Source organism: Neoroseomonas soli, assembly GCF_018129065.1.
Classification (GTDB): Bacteria; Pseudomonadota; Alphaproteobacteria; order Acetobacterales; family Acetobacteraceae; genus Neoroseomonas; species Neoroseomonas soli.
Window position 1 is genome coordinate 25,201 of record NZ_JAAEDM010000012.1, and the last position, 16,663, is coordinate 41,863.

A 16,663-nucleotide genomic window follows, 5' to 3' on the forward strand; every position below is an offset into this window, starting at 1 on the left:
TGCAGGGTGTCGCCTGCGGATCCGCCCGCGGCGGCCGAGGAAAGGATGGACCTTCACGCCACCGCCCCGGCACCCGCGCCGGCCCCGCCGACCGATGCGTCCCCGCCTGGCGCCGCCTTCGGAGAAGCGCCGCTGCCCGCGCGCCCCTTCGACCCCGGCATGGGCTTGGCCGTCGCCCGCCGCACCGTGCTGCGCGCCGAGGACGGGGAGGATTTTGGCCGCGTCGCCGACCGCGTCGCCGTGGGCAGCCTGGGCCTGCTCGGGCGCCCGCCGGCCGCATCCGACCGGCTGGAGCAGGCACGGTTGCGCAACGCCATCGCCACCGGCGCGCTGATCACCTCCGGCCGGCACCTCCAGCACGGCGATGCCAACCAGCCGCGGCGGAACATGGAGGTCTTCACCAATTGCGCCACCGCCGGCGCCTCCTTCACCAAGTTCTACCTGCTGCTGAACGGCGCCGGGGTCGGGCGTGCCTATGACGACGCGCTCTGCCCGGTCGATTGGGCGGAGGCGCCGGAGTTGCTGCTCTACCTCGCCCCCTCGCATCCCGACTGGCCCAAGGACCGCGCCGGGTTGCACCGCTTCGGCGTCGAGTTCGGCCTGCTGCGCTGGGGCATGGGCCCCGCATCCTTCGGCGAGGCGGAGGAAGCCGATGTCCGCGGCTTCCTCGCACGCGAACTGGTCCACGACCTCGCGCGCGTGCCGGAGGGCGCCATCCACCACCGCCTCGCCGACAGCCGCGAAGGCTGGGCCAAGGCGGTCGAGATCCTGGAAGGCATGGCCTTCCGGCGCGAGCGCGGCCGCGTGCTGCTGCTGGACCTGTCGGAGATCCGGCCGCTCGGAGCGCCGATCCATGGCATGCAGGGGCGGCCCGCCTCGGGGCCGCTCTCGCTGCTGCGCGCCTTCATCAACCTGCGGCGGGAGGTGATCGAGACCGCGCGCGACCGCGACCCGGACGGCGAGGCGATGCGCCCCTGGGAACAGGCGCTGCGCGCGGACCATATCCTCTCGACCGAAGTGCAGGTCGGCGGCGCCCGCCGCGCCGCCCGCATGGCGACGAAATCCTGGCGCGACCCCGGCGCGCTGCGCTTCGTACGGCTGAAGGCGGAGGGCGGCCTCTGGACCGCCAACCACTCGCTGATGGTGGACGCGGAATTCTGGGCGCGGCTCGAGCCGGGTGCGGACCCGGATGATCTGCTGACGAAGCATGCGCGCGCGCTCTTCGCCGCGGCGACGGCCTGCGCCTACCTCAACGGGGAGCCCGGCTTCATCAACGGCGACCGGCTGGAGGACGCGCGCACCGGCTTCGCGCGGCAGAAGCCCGCCACCGCCGAGGCCGGATCCTCCCGCTACCGCGTCGATGAGGGCGCGGCGCTGCTGGGGGAGGTCGCGCGTCGCGCCGCGACCGCGCATTTCCCTGTCACGACCAATCCCTGCGGGGAGGTCGTGCTGCACGTGACCGGCGGCTATTGCGTGATCTCGGATTTCGCGCCGCTGCTCGCCTGTCCGGTGCCGCTGGAGGCGCTGGTCCCCGGCGCGGTGCCGGAGGATGTCGCGCGCGCCTGGGATGCGCGGGTCGAGGATGCGGTGCGCCTCGGCGTGCGCTTCCTGGTCCGGGTGAACCGGATGGATGCGCTCTATGCGGCGGAGGTGGCGCGCACCAACCGCATCGGCATCGGGCCGACAGGGCTGCACGAATGGGCCTGGGCGCGCTTCGGCCTGGCCTTCCGCGACCTGCTGGACGAGGCACGCGCGAAGCCCTTCTGGGACATGCTCGCGCAACTCTCCGCGGCGGCGAAGCAGGAGGCGACGTCCTATGCCGCCATCCTCGGCATGGCGTCGCCCGCGACGGTGACGACCATCAAGCCCGCGGGCACCACCAGCAAATTGTTCGGACTGACCGAGGGCGCGCATCTACCCGCGCGCCGGCAATACCTGCGCTGGGTGCAGTTCCGCGGCGGGCCGGACGGCAAGGGCGGCTGGCTGCCGGGTGGCGATCCGCTGATCGCGGATTATGCCGCGCGCGGCTACCCGGTGCGGGCGCTCGAGACCTTCCCCGGCGTCACGGTCGTCGGCTTCCCGACCCTGCCGCTGATCCAGCGCCTGGGCATCGGGGACCGCCTAGTGACGGCGCCGGAGGCGACGCCGGAGGAGCAATACCGCTGGCTCGGCCTGCTCGAACGCCACTGGATCGGTGCCGAGCGCGGCAACCAAGTATCCTACACGCTGAAGATCGCGACCGATCGCGTGGGGCTCGACGAATTCCGCGCCTTGCTGCGCGCCCACCAGCCGCATCTGCGCTGCTGCGCCGTGCTGCCGAGCCGGTCGGACCGCGACCTCGGCTACGAATACCTGCCGGAGGAGGAAGTGCCGGAGGACCGTTTCCGCGCCATCGTCGGCAGGATCCGCGATCCCGGCGTGGCCGAGGCCGTGGACCTCGCGCGGCTGCAATGCGAGGCGGGGGTCTGCCCGATCTAGGGACAAGCCCTCTCCGCCAGCTTGCCCACGCGACCTCGGTCACGTGGGCAAGCTGGCGGATGGCGGAATTCAGGAGGGTTCGGACGCTGCTCGCCGCACCAGGGAGGAGCGTGGAATTGCGCCCCCCCCCAGCGTCAGGGAATCCTCTCTCTGTCGGCTTGCCCACCCGCCCTCAAGTCGCGTCCTGACGGATCAAATCCCATCGGCGGCTCGCTGTCTGAAGACGGCGAGCGCGGAAGTGGCTACTTCACGGCCTCATCGAACATCATGCGCAGCATGCCGTCCGCGGCGCAGTTGGTGGGGTCGGCACGGAGCGCGACCTCGGCAGCCCGGCGCATCGCCTCCCGATCGGCTGCGGTGACGCGCAGGCCCTGCTCCTGGGCGGTGATGGCCGCGTCCAGCTTCGCCGTGCTCGGCGCGTTCTGCCAGCCGCAAACCCTGGGCGCCATCTGCATCTGGTAGAACATGCCCATGGCTTCACGCTGGGCCTGCGCGCTCGGCACGAAGGAAAAAGCCGAAGCCACGACGGCCGAAGCGAGAGCGTACTTCTTGATCATCAGGATGTCCTGTGTCGATGGAGATCGAAATCCGTTGTGACACGTCACAAAGGCCAGGCGGAGTATGGGCCGCACCCGTTAAGGGCCCGTAGTCTCGGTAGGCGCATCGATTGAATTCGACATGATGCGCGCGCCTTGCGTGCGATACCGCGAACCCAAGGAACGCATCCGGGGCCGGTCGTGCTCTCGCGTACCGCCGACTGGCCTCGCAGGCTCGGCGAAAGCCCCGAAGGACGCCCGCGCCGCGTCGGTGAGCAGTCGGCGGATCAACGCCGATCTCTGTCCCCGGGGATCAGTGTTGCATTGCATTCCGGCGCGTCGGTGAAATCCTGCTTCGCCAGCCTTTCCGTGCGAATTAGGGCTCGGGCGTCAGTGGCTGCAGCAGCAGCCGGTCAATGCGCTGTTCGTCATCCGCACGGAAGCACTCCACCCCGATCACCATGCCGAGCTGCCCCTTCGCCGGTTCCGCGCGGTAGGTGCCGAAGATCCGGTCCCACCATGGCAGGCAGAAGCCGAAGTCGCTGTCCGTTTCCACGCGGATTTCCGAATGGTGGACGCGATGCATGTCCGGCGTCACCAGAAGCAGCCGCAGCGGGCGGTCCAGCCAGGCAGGCAGGGCGAGGTTGGCGTGGTTGAACAGTGAGGTCGCGTTCAGCAGCACCTCGAAGACCAGCACCCCTTCCGCCGGCGCGCCGAGCGCCACCACCGCCGCGGCCTTGATCGCGAACGAGAGAAGGATCTCGACCGGGTGGAAGCGCAGGCCGGAGGAGGCATCGAGTTCCGGGTCCGCGTGGTGCACGCGGTGCAGCCGCCACAACAGCGGCACGGCGTGGAAGACGCGGTGCTGGAAGTAGATCAGCATGTCGAGCAGCACGACCGCGACCGGCGCCGCCACCCAGGCGGGTACGCCGAGCGCAGGGAACAGACCGAGCCCGCGGGCCTCCGCCCAGGCCGCCACGCCTACCGCGCCCGCCGGCGCGACCAGCCGAAGCAGCACCGAGGAGATCGCCACCAGCCCGAAGTTCGACGGCCACCGCCGCCAGGACAGCCGCTGCGGCCGCCGCGGGAAGGCGTGCTCCAGCAGCGCCATTGCCACCAGCACGGCGGCGAAGACGGAAAGGCGGATGACGGGTTCCTGGGCCAGCATTGTCCCGAGATGTAGCGTGCGGCGCGCACTCTTGCAGGGATGGCGCGTGGTTGCGACCATGCCGGCAACAAGGAGATGACCATGAAGCGCCTCGCTGCCCTGCTTGCTCTCGCGCCGCTGCCCGCGCTGGCGCATCACCCGATGGGCGGCGCGGTGCCGTCCACGCTGTGGGAAGGCTTCGCCTCCGGCATCGGCCACCCGGTGATCGGGGTGGACCACCTGGCCTTCCTGCTGGCCGCGGGGGTGCTGGCCTCGGCGCTGCCGGGAGCGCGCGGGGTGCTGGCGATCCTCGCCTTCGTCGCCGGCGGCTTCCTGGGGAGCCTCGCGCATGTGGCCGGGATCGGCTTCGGGCCGGTGGAGGCGCTGGTGGCGCTCTCGGTGCTGGTGGCGGGGGCGGCGCTGCTGCGCGGCACGCCGGGGGCGCTGCTGCCGGCGGGCTTCGCGCTGGCGGGCCTGGTGCACGGCCACGCCTTCGCCGAGGCGATCATCGGCGCCGAACAGGGGCCGCTGGTCGCCTATCTGGCGGCGCTGGCGGTGATGCAGGGCGCGATCGGCATTGCCGCGATGTGGGCGGCCGGGCGGATCGCGGCAGCCGGCCACGGCGTGGCGATGCGCCGCGTCGCGGGCTTCGCGGGCGTGGCCCTGGGCGTGCTGTTCCTCGGCGTGTCGCTGGCGGGCTGACCCGTCAGGCCGCGCGGCCGAGCCACCGCAGCACGGCGAAGCCCGCCAGCGTGATCAGCGCGACATGGCCGAAGGCGAGGCCCCAGGCGAGGGGCCCGTCCCCGCCGGCCATGTCCAGCACCGCGCCGCAGAGCAGCGGCCCGACGAAGCCGCCCGCATAGCCCGCCATGGAATGCAGCCCCATGGTGGCGCCGCGCAATGCGGGCTCAGCCGCCTGCACCGTTCCCGCGGTCAGCGCGGAACTGTCGAGGTAGATCGCCGCGTTCCAGGCGAGCACGAAGGCCACCGCGAGCAGCGGCGCCGCCCCGGCGGCGAAGCCTGTCACCACCGACATTGCAGCACCCCCTAGCATCGCGAGCGTGACGACGCGGGCCCGGCCGAAGCGTTCCGAGACTTCATTGCCCGTCAGTGATACGGCGATGCCGACCAGCCCGGCGATCGTGAACAGCACCGTCGGCCCGGGCAGCCATGCCGGCGGGGCGTTCACCGCGAAGGACGCGGCGAGGAACGCCACCGCCCAGGCCCGCAATACCGCCATTTCCAGTGTGTGCACGCAGTAGCCGGCGATCCAGGCCATGGCCCGGCGGTTGCGCAGGACGGGCCGGAAGTCGAGCAACTTTCCGCCGTTGGCCCGCGGTGGCGGCGGCGTGTCCGGGAGGATGGTCAGTGCGATGGCGAAGGCGCCCGCCGCGAGGATGCCGCCGACGAGGAAGGCTGCCTCCGGCCCCGCCAGCGCCGCGCAGGCGCCGGCGAGCGCGAAGGACATCGCCCCCGCGATCCCGACGCCCGCCGCATGCCAGGAGACGGCGCGCGACTGCGCGCTGCCCGTCAGCGGGTCCGCGATCGCCTTCAGCCCCGGCATGTAGGCCCCCGCCCAGCCGATGCCCACCAGCGCCCGGCAGGCGAGGCCCGACCAGAACCCCTCCGCCAGCAGAGCGAAGCCGAGATGCGCGAGCGCCGTCGCTCCCGTCCCCACCAGGTAGATGCGCCGCGCCGGCACGCGGTCGGTCAGCGCGAGCAGCACCGGCACGGCGGGGACGTAGGCGGCGAAGAAGATGCCGATCAGCCAGCCTGCCTCGATGCCCGAGAGCGACCAGCGCTCCATGTAGCCTGGCAGCAGGGCAGGGAGGGTGAAGGCGCCGATCTGCGTCAGCACCTGGGCGGCCACCATGGCGGCGGTGAATCGTGGCGTGCCGGGGATGAGGGCCATGGCCGCAGGCTATTCTGGCCGCGCCCGGTCCGGAAGCCGTCGGGGTTGATCCCGGTGGCGCCCCGCACGAGGATGCGCCCCCATTTGATTCCCGGAGGAACGCATGCGCGTGGTGGAAACGCCGGAAGCCCTGAAGGCGCTGATCGGCCAGGAACTCGGCGTCGGCGACTGGCTCGAGGTGACGCAGGAGATGATCGACCGCTTCGCCGAGGTCACCGGCGACCACCAGTGGATCCACGTGGACGTGGAGCGCGCGAAGAAGGAGATGCCGGGCGGCAAGACCATCGCGCACGGCTACCTTCTGCTCTCGCTGCTGCCGAAGCTCGGCGCCGGGGTCTACAAGGTGTCCTGGCCGTCGCGCACGCTGAACTACGGCTCCGACAAGGTGCGCATCGTCAACCCGGTGCAGGCCGGCGACCGGATCCGGCTGCGTCAGGCACTGGCGGCGGTGGAGGATGGCGCGAACGGCGCGCATCGCATCACCGTGCGCCAGACCGTGGAGATCGAGGGCAAGGACAAGCCTGCCCTGATCGCCGACACCATCCGCATGACCTTCCCCTGAGCGAAGGAGAGCACGCGATGAAGATCACCTGGTTCGGCCATTCCGCCTTCCGGCTGGAATTCGGCTCCTCGGTCGTGCTGATCGACCCGTTCTTCACCGGCAACCCGGCCTTCGTGGGAGATCCCGAGAAGGCCGGCGCCGGCGCCACGCATGTGCTGCTGACGCACGGCCATGGCGACCACATCGGCGACACGGTCTCGATCTGCAAGCGCACCGGCGCGAAGCTCGTCACCAACTACGACCTGGCGATGTACCTGGCACGGCAGGGCGTCGAGAAGCTCGACCCGATGAACACGGGCGGCACCACGGACCAGGGCGAGTTCAGCGTCTCGCTGACCATCGCCTTCCATTCGTCGTCGGAACTCGATGCCAACGGCGTGTCGCAGAGCCTCGGCCTGCCGAACGGCATCGTCGTGACGCCGAAGGACAAGGCGGAGCCGGTCGTCTACCACATGGGCGACACCGACCTGTTCTCCGACATGGCGCTGATCGACGAGCTGTATCGCCCCACCGTCGCCATGGTGCCCTGCGGCGACCGCTTCACCATGGGTCCGCGCAGTGCGGCGATGGCGGTGAAGCGGTTCCTGCCGAGCGTGAAGACCGCCATCCCCTGCCACTATGCGACCTTCGGCCTGCTGCTGCCGGATGCCTCCGGCTTCGTGAAGGAGATGGAAGGCGCCAAGGCGAAGGTGGTGGTGCCCGAGAAGGGCAAGGCCTTCACCCCGTGAGCGCCCTGCCTGGCCTTGAAGACCTGACCGTCTTCCGCGTGGAGGTCGCCGAGGGCGTGGCGACGGTCACCATCGACCGCCCGCCGGTCAACGCGCAGAACGGCGTCTTCCGCGACGAGATCACGCGCATCTTCGACGCGCTCCACGAATCCGACGAAGTGCGCGCGATCGTCCTGACCGGGGCCGGCAAGACCTTCTCCGCCGGCGCGGACCTGCGTGACCGGCCGGATGCGGCAATGCGCGGGGCCTTCCCGCGTCACAGCCGCAATGTCCGCGCCGGCTTCGACTGCGTGATGGAATGCGGCAAGCCGGTCATCGCGGCGGTGAACGGGCCGGCGATCGGGGCAGGCTGCGTGCTGGCGCTGGTCTGCGACATCGTCCTCGTCGCCGAGGACGCCTTCATGTCCATGACGGAGGTGGATGTCGGCCTTGCCGGCGGCGTGCAGCACGTGTTGCGGCACTTCGGGCAGTCGGATGCGCGCATGTTCCTCTACACGGCGCGGCGCCTGCACGGGCCGGAACTGCACCGGATGCGCGTCGCGTCCGGATGCTTCGCGCAGGCGGAACTGCTGCCGGCGGCGCAGGCCATGGCGCGGGAAATCGCCGGCAAGGCGCCGCTCGCGGTGGCGGCGATGAAGCGTGCCTTCACCATGTGCGAGTACATGCCGCTGCACGAGGGCTACCGCTTCGAGCAGACGCAGACCGCGGCGCTGGCGAAGACCGAGGACACCAAGGAAGGGCTCGCCGCCTTCGCGCAGAAGCGCAAGCCGGTCTTCCGCGGTCGCTGACACGGTGCGGCGCCGGTCGCCCCGGCGCCGCCCCACGCGTCATCCGCGTGCGAGACCTGCCTCGCGCATCGCCGCGCCGAGCGTCGCGTCGGTGCGTTCCATGTGCGCCGACAGGCCCGCCGCGTCGCCCCAGACCATGCCGAAGCCGCGGGCGTTCATGAAGTCCTTGAACTCCTGGCTGTTCCAGACCTTCTGCATCGCGGCGGTCAGCGCCTGCGCGATCTCGCGCGGCATGTTCAGCGGGCCCGCCATGCCGCGCCAGGCGCCGGTGCTGTAGCTGATGCCGAGCGTCTCGTTCAGCGTCGGCACGCTGGCGAATTGCGGGTTGCGCTGCGGCGCCATGATCGCGAGCGAGCGCGCGCGCCCGGCCTCGATGATGGCGCGCGCCTCGGGCACCGAGCAGGTCACGATGTCGAGCCCGCCAGCGGCGAGGTCCTGCATCGCCGGCGCCGCGCCGTTCGACGGAACCCAGCGCACATGGTCGGCCCGCAGCCCCATCGCACCCAGCCAGCCGGCGAGCGCCAGATGCCAGATGCCGCCCTGGCCGGTGCCGGAGGCCTTGAACTGGCCTGGCCGGCTGGCCTTGATCGCATCCGCGAGCGACTTGATGTCGCGGTGCGGCGAGCTCGCATTCACCTGCACGCCCGGCGGGTCCTCGTTCATCAGCGCGAGCGGCGTGTAGGCGGTGCGCTTGAGTTCGGTGAGACCCTGCCAGTGCATCATGCAGATCTCGACCGTGAGCATGCCGATCGTGTAGCCGTCGGGCGCAGCCTGGGCGATGGCGGCATGGCCCACCACGCCGGAACCGCCGGTGCGGTTCACGACGTTGAAGGGCTGGCCCATCTCCTTCTCGAGCAGGGCGGCGACGATGCGCGCCGTGGCGTCGGTGCCGCCGCCCGCGCCCCAGGGCACGATGACCTGGACAGGGCGTGCGGGGTAGCGGCCCTGGCCGAGGGCAGGGCGGGCAAGGGGTGCGATCCCGGCAAGGGCGCCGGCGGCGAGCGCGCCGCGGCGGGTGAACTGGTTCATTTCTTGGTTTCCTCCTGGCAGCGGAATGACGCTATCGCGCGGCTTCGGCGGGCCGCAAGCGGCGAGCGACCCAGACCCCTGCCGGCCAGAGCAGCGCCGCGATGGCCATGGCTGCCAGGACCGAGGAGACCGGCCGCTCGAAGAAGGGCAGCACGTCGCCGTCCGACTTGATGAGCGAGGTGACGAAGCTCTGCTCCACCATCGTCCCCATGACGATGCCGAGGACCATCGCCGCCACCGGGTAGCCGTTGCGCTCCATGACGAAGCCGACGATGCCGAACATCCCGACCAGCAGCACGGAGAACAGGTTGTTGCCCGTGGCGAAGGCGCCGACCGCGCAGAGCAGCACGATCACCGGCATCACCGCCGCGCGCGGCGCGCGCAGCACCAGGCTCGCCACCCGGATCATGATGATGCCGAGCGGGATCATGATGATGTTGGCCAGCACGAAGATGATGTAGAGCGCGTACATCGACGATGCGCGCTCGGTGAACAGCGTCGGCCCGGGATTCAGCCCCTTCATGTAGAGAACGCCGATGGCGATCGCCGTGATGGTGTCGCCCGGAATGCCGAAGAGCAACGCCGGCACCCAGCCCGAGGCGAGCGAGGCGTTGTTCGACGCGCCGGCCTCCACCAGCCCTTCGGGATGGCCGGTGCCGAACTTCTCCGGTTCCTTGGAGAAGCGCTTGGACATGGCATAGGACACCCAGGCCGCCATGTCGGCGCCCGCGCCCGGCAGCACGCCGATGATGATGCCGATGATGTTCCCGCGCCACATCGGCCACTGGTACTTCTTCGTCAGGCCCCACTGGCCCGCCAGGATCGACCCGAAGCGCCGCCGCGGCAGGGGCGGAGGCTCGGGCGTCGTCATGGCGCGCATCACCTCCGATACGGCGAAGACGCCGACCAGGGCGGGGATCACCTCGATGCCGCCGAGCAGGTCAGCGATGCCGAAGGTGAAGCGCGGCACGCCGCCCGGGTTCTCCATGCCGACGCAGGCGAACAGCAGGCCGAGCAGCATCGAGGCGATCGCCTTGATGGGCGAGGATCGCGCGACCAGCGTCGCGCACATCAGCCCGAGGAAGGCGAGCCAGAAATATTCGAAGGTGGAGAAGGACAGCGCCATCTCCGCGAGCAGGGGCGCCATCAGCACGAGGGAGAGCGTGCCGACGATCCCGCCGATGGCGCTGAACCAGAGGCCGGCACCCAGCGCCAGTTCCGCCTGGCCCTTGCGCGTCATGGCATAGGACTCGTCGGTATAGGCGGCGGAGGCCGGCGTGCCGGGAATGCGCATCAGCGCCCCGGGGATGTCCCCCGAGAAAATCGCCATGGCCGAGGCGGTGATGATCGTCGCCACCGCCGCGATGGGCGAGAGGTAGAAGGTCACCGGCACCAGCAGCGCCGTCGCCATGGTGGCCGACAGGCCCGGCAGCGAGCCCACCACCAGGCCATAGACGGCCGAGGCCATGATCGCGATCAGCACGTCAGGCGCTGCGACGAGGCGGAAGGCTTCCAGCATCTCGGTCATGGCATCACCACGGCGCCGGCAGGATGCCCGCGGGCAGCGGCACGCGGAGCAGCTTGTAGAAGACGAGATGCACGAAAGGCGGCGCGCAGACCGCCATTCCCACAGAGAGCCGCAACGAGGCGCCGAGCGCCAGTGCCGCCACCAGCACCAGCACGAAGGCGGTCGGCAGGAAGCCGAGCGTCTCCGACACCAGCATGTAGAACAGCAGCAGCGCCGGGGGCACGAAGGCGGCGAGGATGCGCCGGTCCCCGAGCCAGCGCGCGAGGCCCGCATGTGCCTCGATCGGCTCGACTTCTTCGTCCTCGAAGCTGTGGCCGACGCCGAAGGCGATCAGCGCGCCGCAGAGCGCCAGCCCGGCGCCCACCACCATCGGGAAGACGGCCGGCCCCACATCCTGCCCCGGCACGGCGGGCAGGCGCGAGCCGCCCCAGAAGGCGAGGACGCCGAGCAGCACCAGGAAGCCGCCCGTCACCCGGTCCGAGAGATGCATCCCTTGTCGTTCCCCCATGCGGTCGTTGCCGCGGGGGAAAGGCTAGACGATGCCGCGGCGCGGTGGCTAGGCCGCGAGATCGGCGGCGAGCGCCTGGATCGCCTCGCGGTATTCCTGCTTCAGCCGCGCGCAGAGTTCCGCGGTGCTGGGCACGTCCCGGATGGCGCCGACGCCGTGGCCGGCGGACCAGATGTCCTTCCAGGCGCGGCGGTCGTGGTTGCCGGGGGCGACGTCCTTCCCGTAGTCGGGCAGGTTGTCGGGGTCGAGCCCGGCATTCTCGAGCGAGGCGCGCAGGAAATTCGCGCTGACGCCGCTGATCGCGGGCGTGTAGACGATGTCCTTTGCCTCCGCGGCAATGACCATCTGCTTGTAGGTCTCGGGCGCGCGGCTTTCCGTGGTGGCGATGAAGCGCGTGCCGAGATAGGCGAGGTCCGCCCCCGCCGCCCGTGCACCTGCGATATGCGCGCCGGTGGACATGCCACCCGACAGGATCAGCGTGCCGGAGAAGAACTGCCGGATCTCGTGCAGGAAGGCGAAGGGATTGTAGGTGCCGGCATGCCCGCCCGCGCCGGCGGTCACCGCGATCAGCCCGTCCACCCCGGCTTCCGCGGCCTTGCGCGCGTGGCGCATGTTGATGACGTCGTGGAACACCAGCCCGCCGTAGGAATGGATGGCGTCCACCACCTCCTGCACCGCGCCGAGGGAGGTGATGATGACCGGCACGCGCTGCTTCACCGTCTCCGCGAGGTCCTGCTGCAGGCGCGCATTGGACCGGTGGACGATGAGGTTCACGCCGAAGGGCGCGGCGTGGTCGCCGCAGCGCTCGCGGATCTCGGCGAGCCATTCGCCGTAGCCTTCGGTGCTGCGCTGGTTGAGCGCCGGAAAGGTCCCGAGCACGCCGGCGCGGCAGGTCTCCACCACCAGGTCGGTCCCCGAGACGAGGAACATCGGCGCCGCAATGGCGGGCAGGGCAAGCCGGCCCTTGAGGGCTGCGGGAATGGGCATGGACTCGGTTCCTCAGGAGATGCGTTCGAAGACCAGGCGGCGGGCGCGGGCGCCGTTCGCCTCCAGCGCGCCGCCGGGCAGAAGGCGGATGTCGTACCAGGTGTCGAAGAGCGAGCCCGGCACATGCATCCGCAGGAGGCCCGGCGCGACGGGTTCCAGCCGCCAGGGCCCGCCCACGGCATGTGGGCCGCGGGCGCTGACGCGACGGTCGTCGCCGATGGTCCATTCGGTGCCGAGTTCGGCGCAGGCGTAGCGGCCGGGCAGGTTCTCCGGCATCGCCGCCTCGGCAGGCGCGCGCTGGAAGACGGATCGCTGGCCGGCATCCGCTTCCACTTCCAGGGCGGCGCCGGCGGGGCGGAGCGTGAAGCAGAAGACGCCGCGGCGGGCCGTCAGCGCACCGTCCGGAAGGGGCGCCAGGGCAAAGGGCACGCCATGGCTGCGCGCCATGGGCTGCCCCGCCGGGTCGAGGAAGACATCGAAGGAAGCGCCTTCCCCGGCATTGACCCAGCGGCCGGTCATCGCCTCCAGCGCCGCGTGCGCCGGCAAGGGCGGGACAGGCGTGAGCCCCGCCGTGCCGGCCAGCGCCGCCTCCAGCACCTGCGCCGCGATCGCACCCGGGTCGGCGCCGCCATGGTTGGTGATGACGATGACGGCGAGGCGCTCGGCCGGCGCGCGCAGGAAGGCAGTCTTGTAGCCGGGCCAGAGGCCGCCATGGCCGATGGTCGGCACGCCGCGGTGCTCCCCGGCCTCCAGGCCGCGGGCGTAGAGGTTCAGCGCTCCGTTGGTGAAGCGCGCGCGCTGCTGCAGCGCCTCCACCAATGCCGGGCCGCCGACGCGGCCGGTTTCGTAGTTGCGCGCCCAGAGCGCGAGGTCCTCGACGCAGGAGACAAGCCCGCCCTCGCCGCCGAGCGCGAAGCCGTGCGCGGCACGGGTGAAATTGCCGGTCGCCGGCAGGTAGCCGGTGGCGAGGCCGGGGACGAGTTCGCTCGTCGTCGGCGTCAGCCGCGTGCGCGTCATGCCGAGCGGGGTGAAGATGCGCTGCTCGAGGAAGGCGCCGAGCGGCATTCCGGCGGCGCGCTCCACCGCCAGGCCGAGCAGGAAGAAGCCCGAATTGCTGTAGAGGAAGCGGCTCCCGGGCGCGAAGTTCAGCCCGCGCTGGCGGCAGATGGCGGCGAGCAGGTCCGCGCCCGTGCAGGCATCGGAGAGGTCGAGACCGCCGAGCCGCATCAGTTCCAGCATGTCGCGGATGCCGGAGGTGTTGCGCATCACGTGGTCGACGGTGACGCGTGCGCCGAGGTCCGGCAGTTCGGGGATGAAGGCGGCGAGGTCGTCCTCGGGGGAGAGCACCCCATCCTCGGCCAGCAGCAGGGCGGCCGCGCAGGTGAACTGCTTGGTCACCGAGGCGATGCGGAAGGTGGTGGAAGGGCCGACGGGCACCTCGTGCTCGATGCTCGCGAGTCCCGCGCTGCGATGCAGCACGAGCGCGCCGTCGCGGACGATGCCGATGGTGCATCCCGGCGAGCCCTTCGCGGCGAAGGGCGCGAGCAGCGCCTCCACCCGGCGTTCGAGGGACATCAGGTCAAGATCGCGCGCTGCCATGTTAAGCAGCCTGCCTGCACGTAAGGCATGGCACAAGCGGGGGGGTTGCGGGCAACGCAATGCGGTGTCTAGGCTGCAATAGCAGGCCGGGCCACAAGAGTGCCGGCAAAGGGGAAACGGCACGATGAAACTTGGCGCAGCAATCGCCGAGATCATGAAGCGTGAGGGGATCCAGATCCTCACGGGCTATCCGGTGAACCACCTGATCGAGCACGCGGCGGCGATCGATATCCGTCCCGTCATGGTGCGCCAGGAGCGCATCGGGCTGCACATGGCCGATGCCATCAGCCGCGTGACCTCGGGCCGCACGCTGGGCGCCTTCTGCATGCAGCACGGGCCGGGGTCCGAGAACGCCTATGGCGGCGTGGCGCAGTGCTATGGCGAGAGCATCCCGGTGCTGGTGCTGCCGATGGGCTATCCGCGCCGCCTCGCGCATATCGATCCGAACTTCAATTCCTCCGTGCAGATGCGCGGCATCACCAAGTCCGCCGAGCCGATCATGTCGGCGGCCGAGGTGCCGAACATCCTGCGGCGCGCCTTCACCCGGCTAAGGAACGGCCGCGGCGGCCCCGTGCTGGTCGAGATCCCGACCGACATGTGGAACGAGGAGGTGCCGGAGCCGCTGAACTACACGCCGGTCATCGCGACGCGCTACGGGCCGGACCCGGCGGATGTGGCGCGGGCGGCGGATGCGCTGGCGGCGGCGAAGCGGCCGGTGATCTACGCCGGCACCGGCGTGCACTGGGCGCGCGCCTGGCCGCAACTCAAGGCGCTGGCGGAACTGCTGGCGGCGCCGGTGACGACGAGCCTCGGCGGCAAGTCCTCCTTCCCCGAGGATCATCCGTTGGCGCTCGGTTCGGGCGGGTTGGCGATCCCGAAGCCGGTGCGGCACTTCCTGGACAATGCCGATCTCATCCTCGGCATCGGGTGTTCCTTCACCGAGACGAATTTCGGCGTGAAGATGCCGGCGGGGAAGAAGATCATCCACGCCACGCTCGACCCTGACCACCTGAACAAGGACATCGCCTGCGACATCGGCCTGGTGGGCGATGCGGCGCTGACGCTCGACGCGCTGATCGCGGAACTTGCCGGGCGGGTGAAGGAAAGGCGCGACCACGGGCCGGTGGCGCGGGAGATCCAGCAGCACCGGGCCGAATGGCTCGCCGCCTGGGCGGCCAAGACCGACAGCGATGCGGAGCCGCTGAACCCCTACCGCGTGCTGCGCGACCTGTGGCGCACGGTGGATGTGGACAACACCATCATCACGCATGATGCAGGTTCGCCGCGCGACCAGCTCTCGCCGTTCTGGGTGAGCCGCACGCCGCTGTCCTACCTCGGCTGGGGCAAGACGACGCAGTTGGGCTACGGGCTGGGCCTCGCCATGGGCGCGAAGCTCGCGGCGCCGGACAAGCTCTGCATCAATGTCTGGGGCGATGCGGCGATCGGCTTCACCGGCATGGATTTCGAGACGGCGGTGCGCGAGCGCATCCCCATCCTGTCCATCCTGCTCAACAACTTCTCCATGGCGATCGAGCTGAAGGTGATGCCGGTCAGCACGGAGAAATATCGCTCCACCGACATCTCGGGCGACTATGCCGCCATGGCGCGCGCCTTCGGCGGCTATGGGGAGCGCGTGACCAGGATCGCGGACATCGTGCCCGCCATCCGGCGCGGCATCGAGCAGACGAAGAACGGAACCCCGGCGCTGCTGGAGTTCATCACATCGAAGGAGACAGCCGTATCCCGCCTGTAGCGCGGGGTCACGGCCAAGAAGCGGGGGCAACCCGCCCGGGCATCCAGGGAGGTTGAATGGCGACGGTCGATATCCGCGAGGTGCGGAAGGCGTTCGGCAGCACGCAGATCCTGCACGGGGTCAGCGTGGCGATAGAGGACGGTCAGTTCGTCGTCCTCGTCGGGCCGTCGGGCTGCGGCAAGTCCACGTTGCTCCGCATGCTGGCGGGGCTCGAGAACATCACGGGCGGAGAGATCGCGATCGGCGAGCGGGTGGTGAACAACGTCCCGCCCAAGGACCGCGACATCGCCATGGTGTTCCAGAACTACGCGCTCTACCCGCACATGACCGTGTTCCAGAACATGGCCTTCTCCATGAAGCTGGCCGGCGCCCCGAAGGATGTGATGGAGCGGGAGGTGCAGAAGGCCGCGAGGATCCTCGGCCTCGAGCAGTTGCTGCATCGCTTTCCCCGGCAGCTTTCGGGCGGACAGCGGCAGCGCGTGGCGATGGGGCGTGCCATCGTGCGCAATCCGCAGGTCTTCCTCTTCGACGAGCCGCTGTCGAACCTCGACGCCAAGCTGCGCGTGCAGATGCGATCCGAGATCAAGGAGCTGCACCAGCGGCTGAAAGTCACCACCGTCTACGTCACCCACGACCAGATCGAGGCCATGACCATGGCCGACCTGATCGTGGTGATGAACCACGGCCGCATCGAGCAGGCGGGCGCGCCGCTCGAACTCTACGACCGACCGGCGAACCTCTTTGTCGCGGGCTTCATCGGCTCGCCCGCGATGAACATGCTGGAAGGGCACATCGCGGACGGCGCGTTCCACGCCGCGGGCGGGGTGCGCTGGCCCCTGCCGCCGGGCGCACCCACCAGCGGCGAGGTGATCTACGGCATCAGGCCTGAGCACCTGCACCTTGATCCCGGTGGACTCCCGGCCTCGATCCAGGTGATCGAGCCTACGGGGTCGGAAACCCAGGTCCTGCTGCGGATCGGCGATGCCTCGCTGCTTGGCGCCTTCCGCGAGCGCATATCCGGCGCCCCCGGTTCGGCGCTGCCCGTCAGTCCCGACATTTCGCTGGTCCACCTGTTCGACAAGAAGACAGGCCAGCGAATTCCGTAACC

The 16,663-nt window shown here is 70.3% G+C and carries 14 protein-coding genes and 1 pseudogene; 7 read left to right on the forward strand and 8 right to left on the reverse strand.

The features are described from left to right. The first annotated feature begins 45 nt into the window (after nt 1–45). Nucleotides 46–2,478: a recombinase gene (locus GXW76_RS06870; RefSeq protein ID WP_211861260.1), complete on the forward strand. Its 2,433-nt coding sequence runs from the start codon at nt 46–48 to the stop codon at nt 2,476–2,478. 242 nt (nt 2,479–2,720) lie between these two features. On the opposite strand, the gene GXW76_RS06875 is transcribed toward GXW76_RS06870, so the two are convergent. Both GXW76_RS06875 and GXW76_RS06880 read right to left on the reverse strand, forming a co-directional pair. Then, the gene (locus GXW76_RS06875; RefSeq protein ID WP_211861261.1) at nt 2,721–3,035 is read right to left on the reverse strand and encodes a hypothetical protein; all 315 of its coding nucleotides are present in this window, start codon (nt 3,033–3,035) and stop codon (nt 2,721–2,723) included. 355 nt (nt 3,036–3,390) lie between these two features. Next, complete coding sequence (locus GXW76_RS06880) at nt 3,391–4,242, reverse strand: sterol desaturase family protein (protein WP_211861262.1); 852 nt, start codon at nt 4,240–4,242, stop codon at nt 3,391–3,393. Nucleotides 4,243–4,263: 21 nt separating this feature from the next. Between GXW76_RS06880 and GXW76_RS06885 the strand changes: the two genes are divergently transcribed. Continuing rightward, nucleotides 4,264–4,863, forward strand: coding sequence for a HupE/UreJ family protein (locus GXW76_RS06885; RefSeq protein WP_211861263.1), 600 nt, complete (start codon nt 4,264–4,266; stop codon nt 4,861–4,863). 4 nt (nt 4,864–4,867) lie between these two features. Here GXW76_RS06885 and GXW76_RS06890 read toward each other — a convergent pair whose 3' ends face one another. Beyond that, nucleotides 4,868–6,073, reverse strand: coding sequence for an MFS transporter (locus GXW76_RS06890; protein WP_211861264.1), 1,206 nt, complete (start codon nt 6,071–6,073; stop codon nt 4,868–4,870). A gap of 103 nt (nt 6,074–6,176) precedes the next feature. Between GXW76_RS06890 and GXW76_RS06895 the strand changes: the two genes are divergently transcribed. Genes GXW76_RS06895 through GXW76_RS06905 form a run of 3 tightly spaced genes read left to right on the forward strand, consistent with a single transcriptional unit; the run spans nt 6,177 to nt 8,151 of the window. Continuing rightward, nucleotides 6,177–6,635, forward strand: a complete 459-nt coding sequence (locus GXW76_RS06895; RefSeq protein ID WP_211861265.1) for a MaoC family dehydratase — start codon at nt 6,177–6,179, stop codon at nt 6,633–6,635. Nucleotides 6,636–6,652: 17 nt separating this feature from the next. Continuing rightward, nucleotides 6,653–7,363: a metal-dependent hydrolase gene (locus GXW76_RS06900; protein ID WP_211861266.1), complete on the forward strand. Its 711-nt coding sequence runs from the start codon at nt 6,653–6,655 to the stop codon at nt 7,361–7,363. After that, entirely contained in the window at nt 7,360–8,151 is a 792-nt protein-coding gene (locus GXW76_RS06905) for an enoyl-CoA hydratase/isomerase family protein (protein ID WP_211861267.1), read from the forward strand. The genes GXW76_RS06900 and GXW76_RS06905 overlap by 4 nt, the downstream gene beginning before the upstream one ends. A 39-nt stretch (nt 8,152–8,190) precedes the next feature. Here GXW76_RS06905 and GXW76_RS06910 read toward each other — a convergent pair whose 3' ends face one another. The 5 genes from GXW76_RS06910 to GXW76_RS06930 all read right to left on the reverse strand — a co-directional run bounded on the left by GXW76_RS06910 (nt 8,191) and on the right by GXW76_RS06930 (nt 13,802). Further along, complete coding sequence (locus GXW76_RS06910) at nt 8,191–9,180, reverse strand: tripartite tricarboxylate transporter substrate binding protein (protein ID WP_211861268.1); 990 nt, start codon at nt 9,178–9,180, stop codon at nt 8,191–8,193. 31 nt (nt 9,181–9,211) lie between these two features. Further along, nucleotides 9,212–10,708 (reverse strand): tripartite tricarboxylate transporter permease, encoded by a 1,497-nt coding sequence (locus GXW76_RS06915; protein ID WP_211861269.1) that lies wholly within the window; start codon nt 10,706–10,708, stop codon nt 9,212–9,214. 4 nt (nt 10,709–10,712) lie between these two features. Beyond that, nucleotides 10,713–11,198, reverse strand: a complete 486-nt coding sequence (locus tag GXW76_RS06920; RefSeq protein ID WP_211861270.1) for a tripartite tricarboxylate transporter TctB family protein — start codon at nt 11,196–11,198, stop codon at nt 10,713–10,715. Between the two features lie 66 nt (nt 11,199–11,264). Further along, entirely contained in the window at nt 11,265–12,203 is a 939-nt protein-coding gene (locus GXW76_RS06925) for an NAD(P)H-dependent flavin oxidoreductase (RefSeq protein ID WP_211861271.1), read from the reverse strand. 12 nt (nt 12,204–12,215) lie between these two features. Continuing rightward, entirely contained in the window at nt 12,216–13,802 is a 1,587-nt protein-coding gene (locus tag GXW76_RS06930) for a serine hydrolase domain-containing protein (protein ID WP_211861272.1), read from the reverse strand. A gap of 115 nt (nt 13,803–13,917) precedes the next feature. On the opposite strand from GXW76_RS06930, the pseudogene GXW76_RS06935 reads away from it, so the two are divergent. Together GXW76_RS06935 and GXW76_RS06940 are read left to right on the forward strand one after the other, a co-directional pair. Further along, nucleotides 13,918–15,555: pseudogene (locus GXW76_RS06935) on the forward strand (thiamine pyrophosphate-requiring protein); the annotation flags it as partial. A gap of 56 nt (nt 15,556–15,611) precedes the next feature. Beyond that, nucleotides 15,612–16,661 carry an ABC transporter ATP-binding protein gene (locus GXW76_RS06940; RefSeq protein ID WP_211861274.1) on the forward strand — a complete coding sequence of 350 codons (1,050 nt, stop codon included), beginning with the start codon at nt 15,612–15,614 and terminating at the stop codon, nt 16,659–16,661. The last annotated feature ends 2 nt before the right edge of the window (nt 16,662–16,663 follow it).

What these genes read in the sequence shown, in the direction of transcription:
- GXW76_RS06870 (WP_211861260.1), top strand. Translation starts at nt 46, where the DNA reads ATGGACCTTCACGCCACCGCCCCGGCACCCGCGCCGGCCCCGCCGACC.
- GXW76_RS06875 (WP_211861261.1), bottom strand. Translation starts at nt 3,035, where the DNA reads ATGATCAAGAAGTACGCTCTCGCTTCGGCCGTCGTGGCTTCGGCTTTT.
- GXW76_RS06880 (WP_211861262.1), bottom strand. Translation starts at nt 4,242, where the DNA reads ATGGTCGCAACCACGCGCCATCCCTGCAAGAGTGCGCGCCGCACGCTA.
- GXW76_RS06885 (WP_211861263.1), top strand. Translation starts at nt 4,264, where the DNA reads ATGAAGCGCCTCGCTGCCCTGCTTGCTCTCGCGCCGCTGCCCGCGCTG.
- GXW76_RS06890 (WP_211861264.1), bottom strand. Translation starts at nt 6,073, where the DNA reads ATGGCCCTCATCCCCGGCACGCCACGATTCACCGCCGCCATGGTGGCC.
- GXW76_RS06895 (WP_211861265.1), top strand. Translation starts at nt 6,177, where the DNA reads ATGCGCGTGGTGGAAACGCCGGAAGCCCTGAAGGCGCTGATCGGCCAG.
- GXW76_RS06900 (WP_211861266.1), top strand. Translation starts at nt 6,653, where the DNA reads ATGAAGATCACCTGGTTCGGCCATTCCGCCTTCCGGCTGGAATTCGGC.
- GXW76_RS06910 (WP_211861268.1), bottom strand. Translation starts at nt 9,180, where the DNA reads ATGAACCAGTTCACCCGCCGCGGCGCGCTCGCCGCCGGCGCCCTTGCC.
- GXW76_RS06915 (WP_211861269.1), bottom strand. Translation starts at nt 10,708, where the DNA reads ATGACCGAGATGCTGGAAGCCTTCCGCCTCGTCGCAGCGCCTGACGTG.
- GXW76_RS06920 (WP_211861270.1), bottom strand. Translation starts at nt 11,198, where the DNA reads ATGCATCTCTCGGACCGGGTGACGGGCGGCTTCCTGGTGCTGCTCGGC.
- GXW76_RS06925 (WP_211861271.1), bottom strand. Translation starts at nt 12,203, where the DNA reads ATGCCCATTCCCGCAGCCCTCAAGGGCCGGCTTGCCCTGCCCGCCATT.
- GXW76_RS06930 (WP_211861272.1), bottom strand. Translation starts at nt 13,802, where the DNA reads ATGGCAGCGCGCGATCTTGACCTGATGTCCCTCGAACGCCGGGTGGAG.
- GXW76_RS06940 (WP_211861274.1), top strand. Translation starts at nt 15,612, where the DNA reads ATGGCGACGGTCGATATCCGCGAGGTGCGGAAGGCGTTCGGCAGCACG.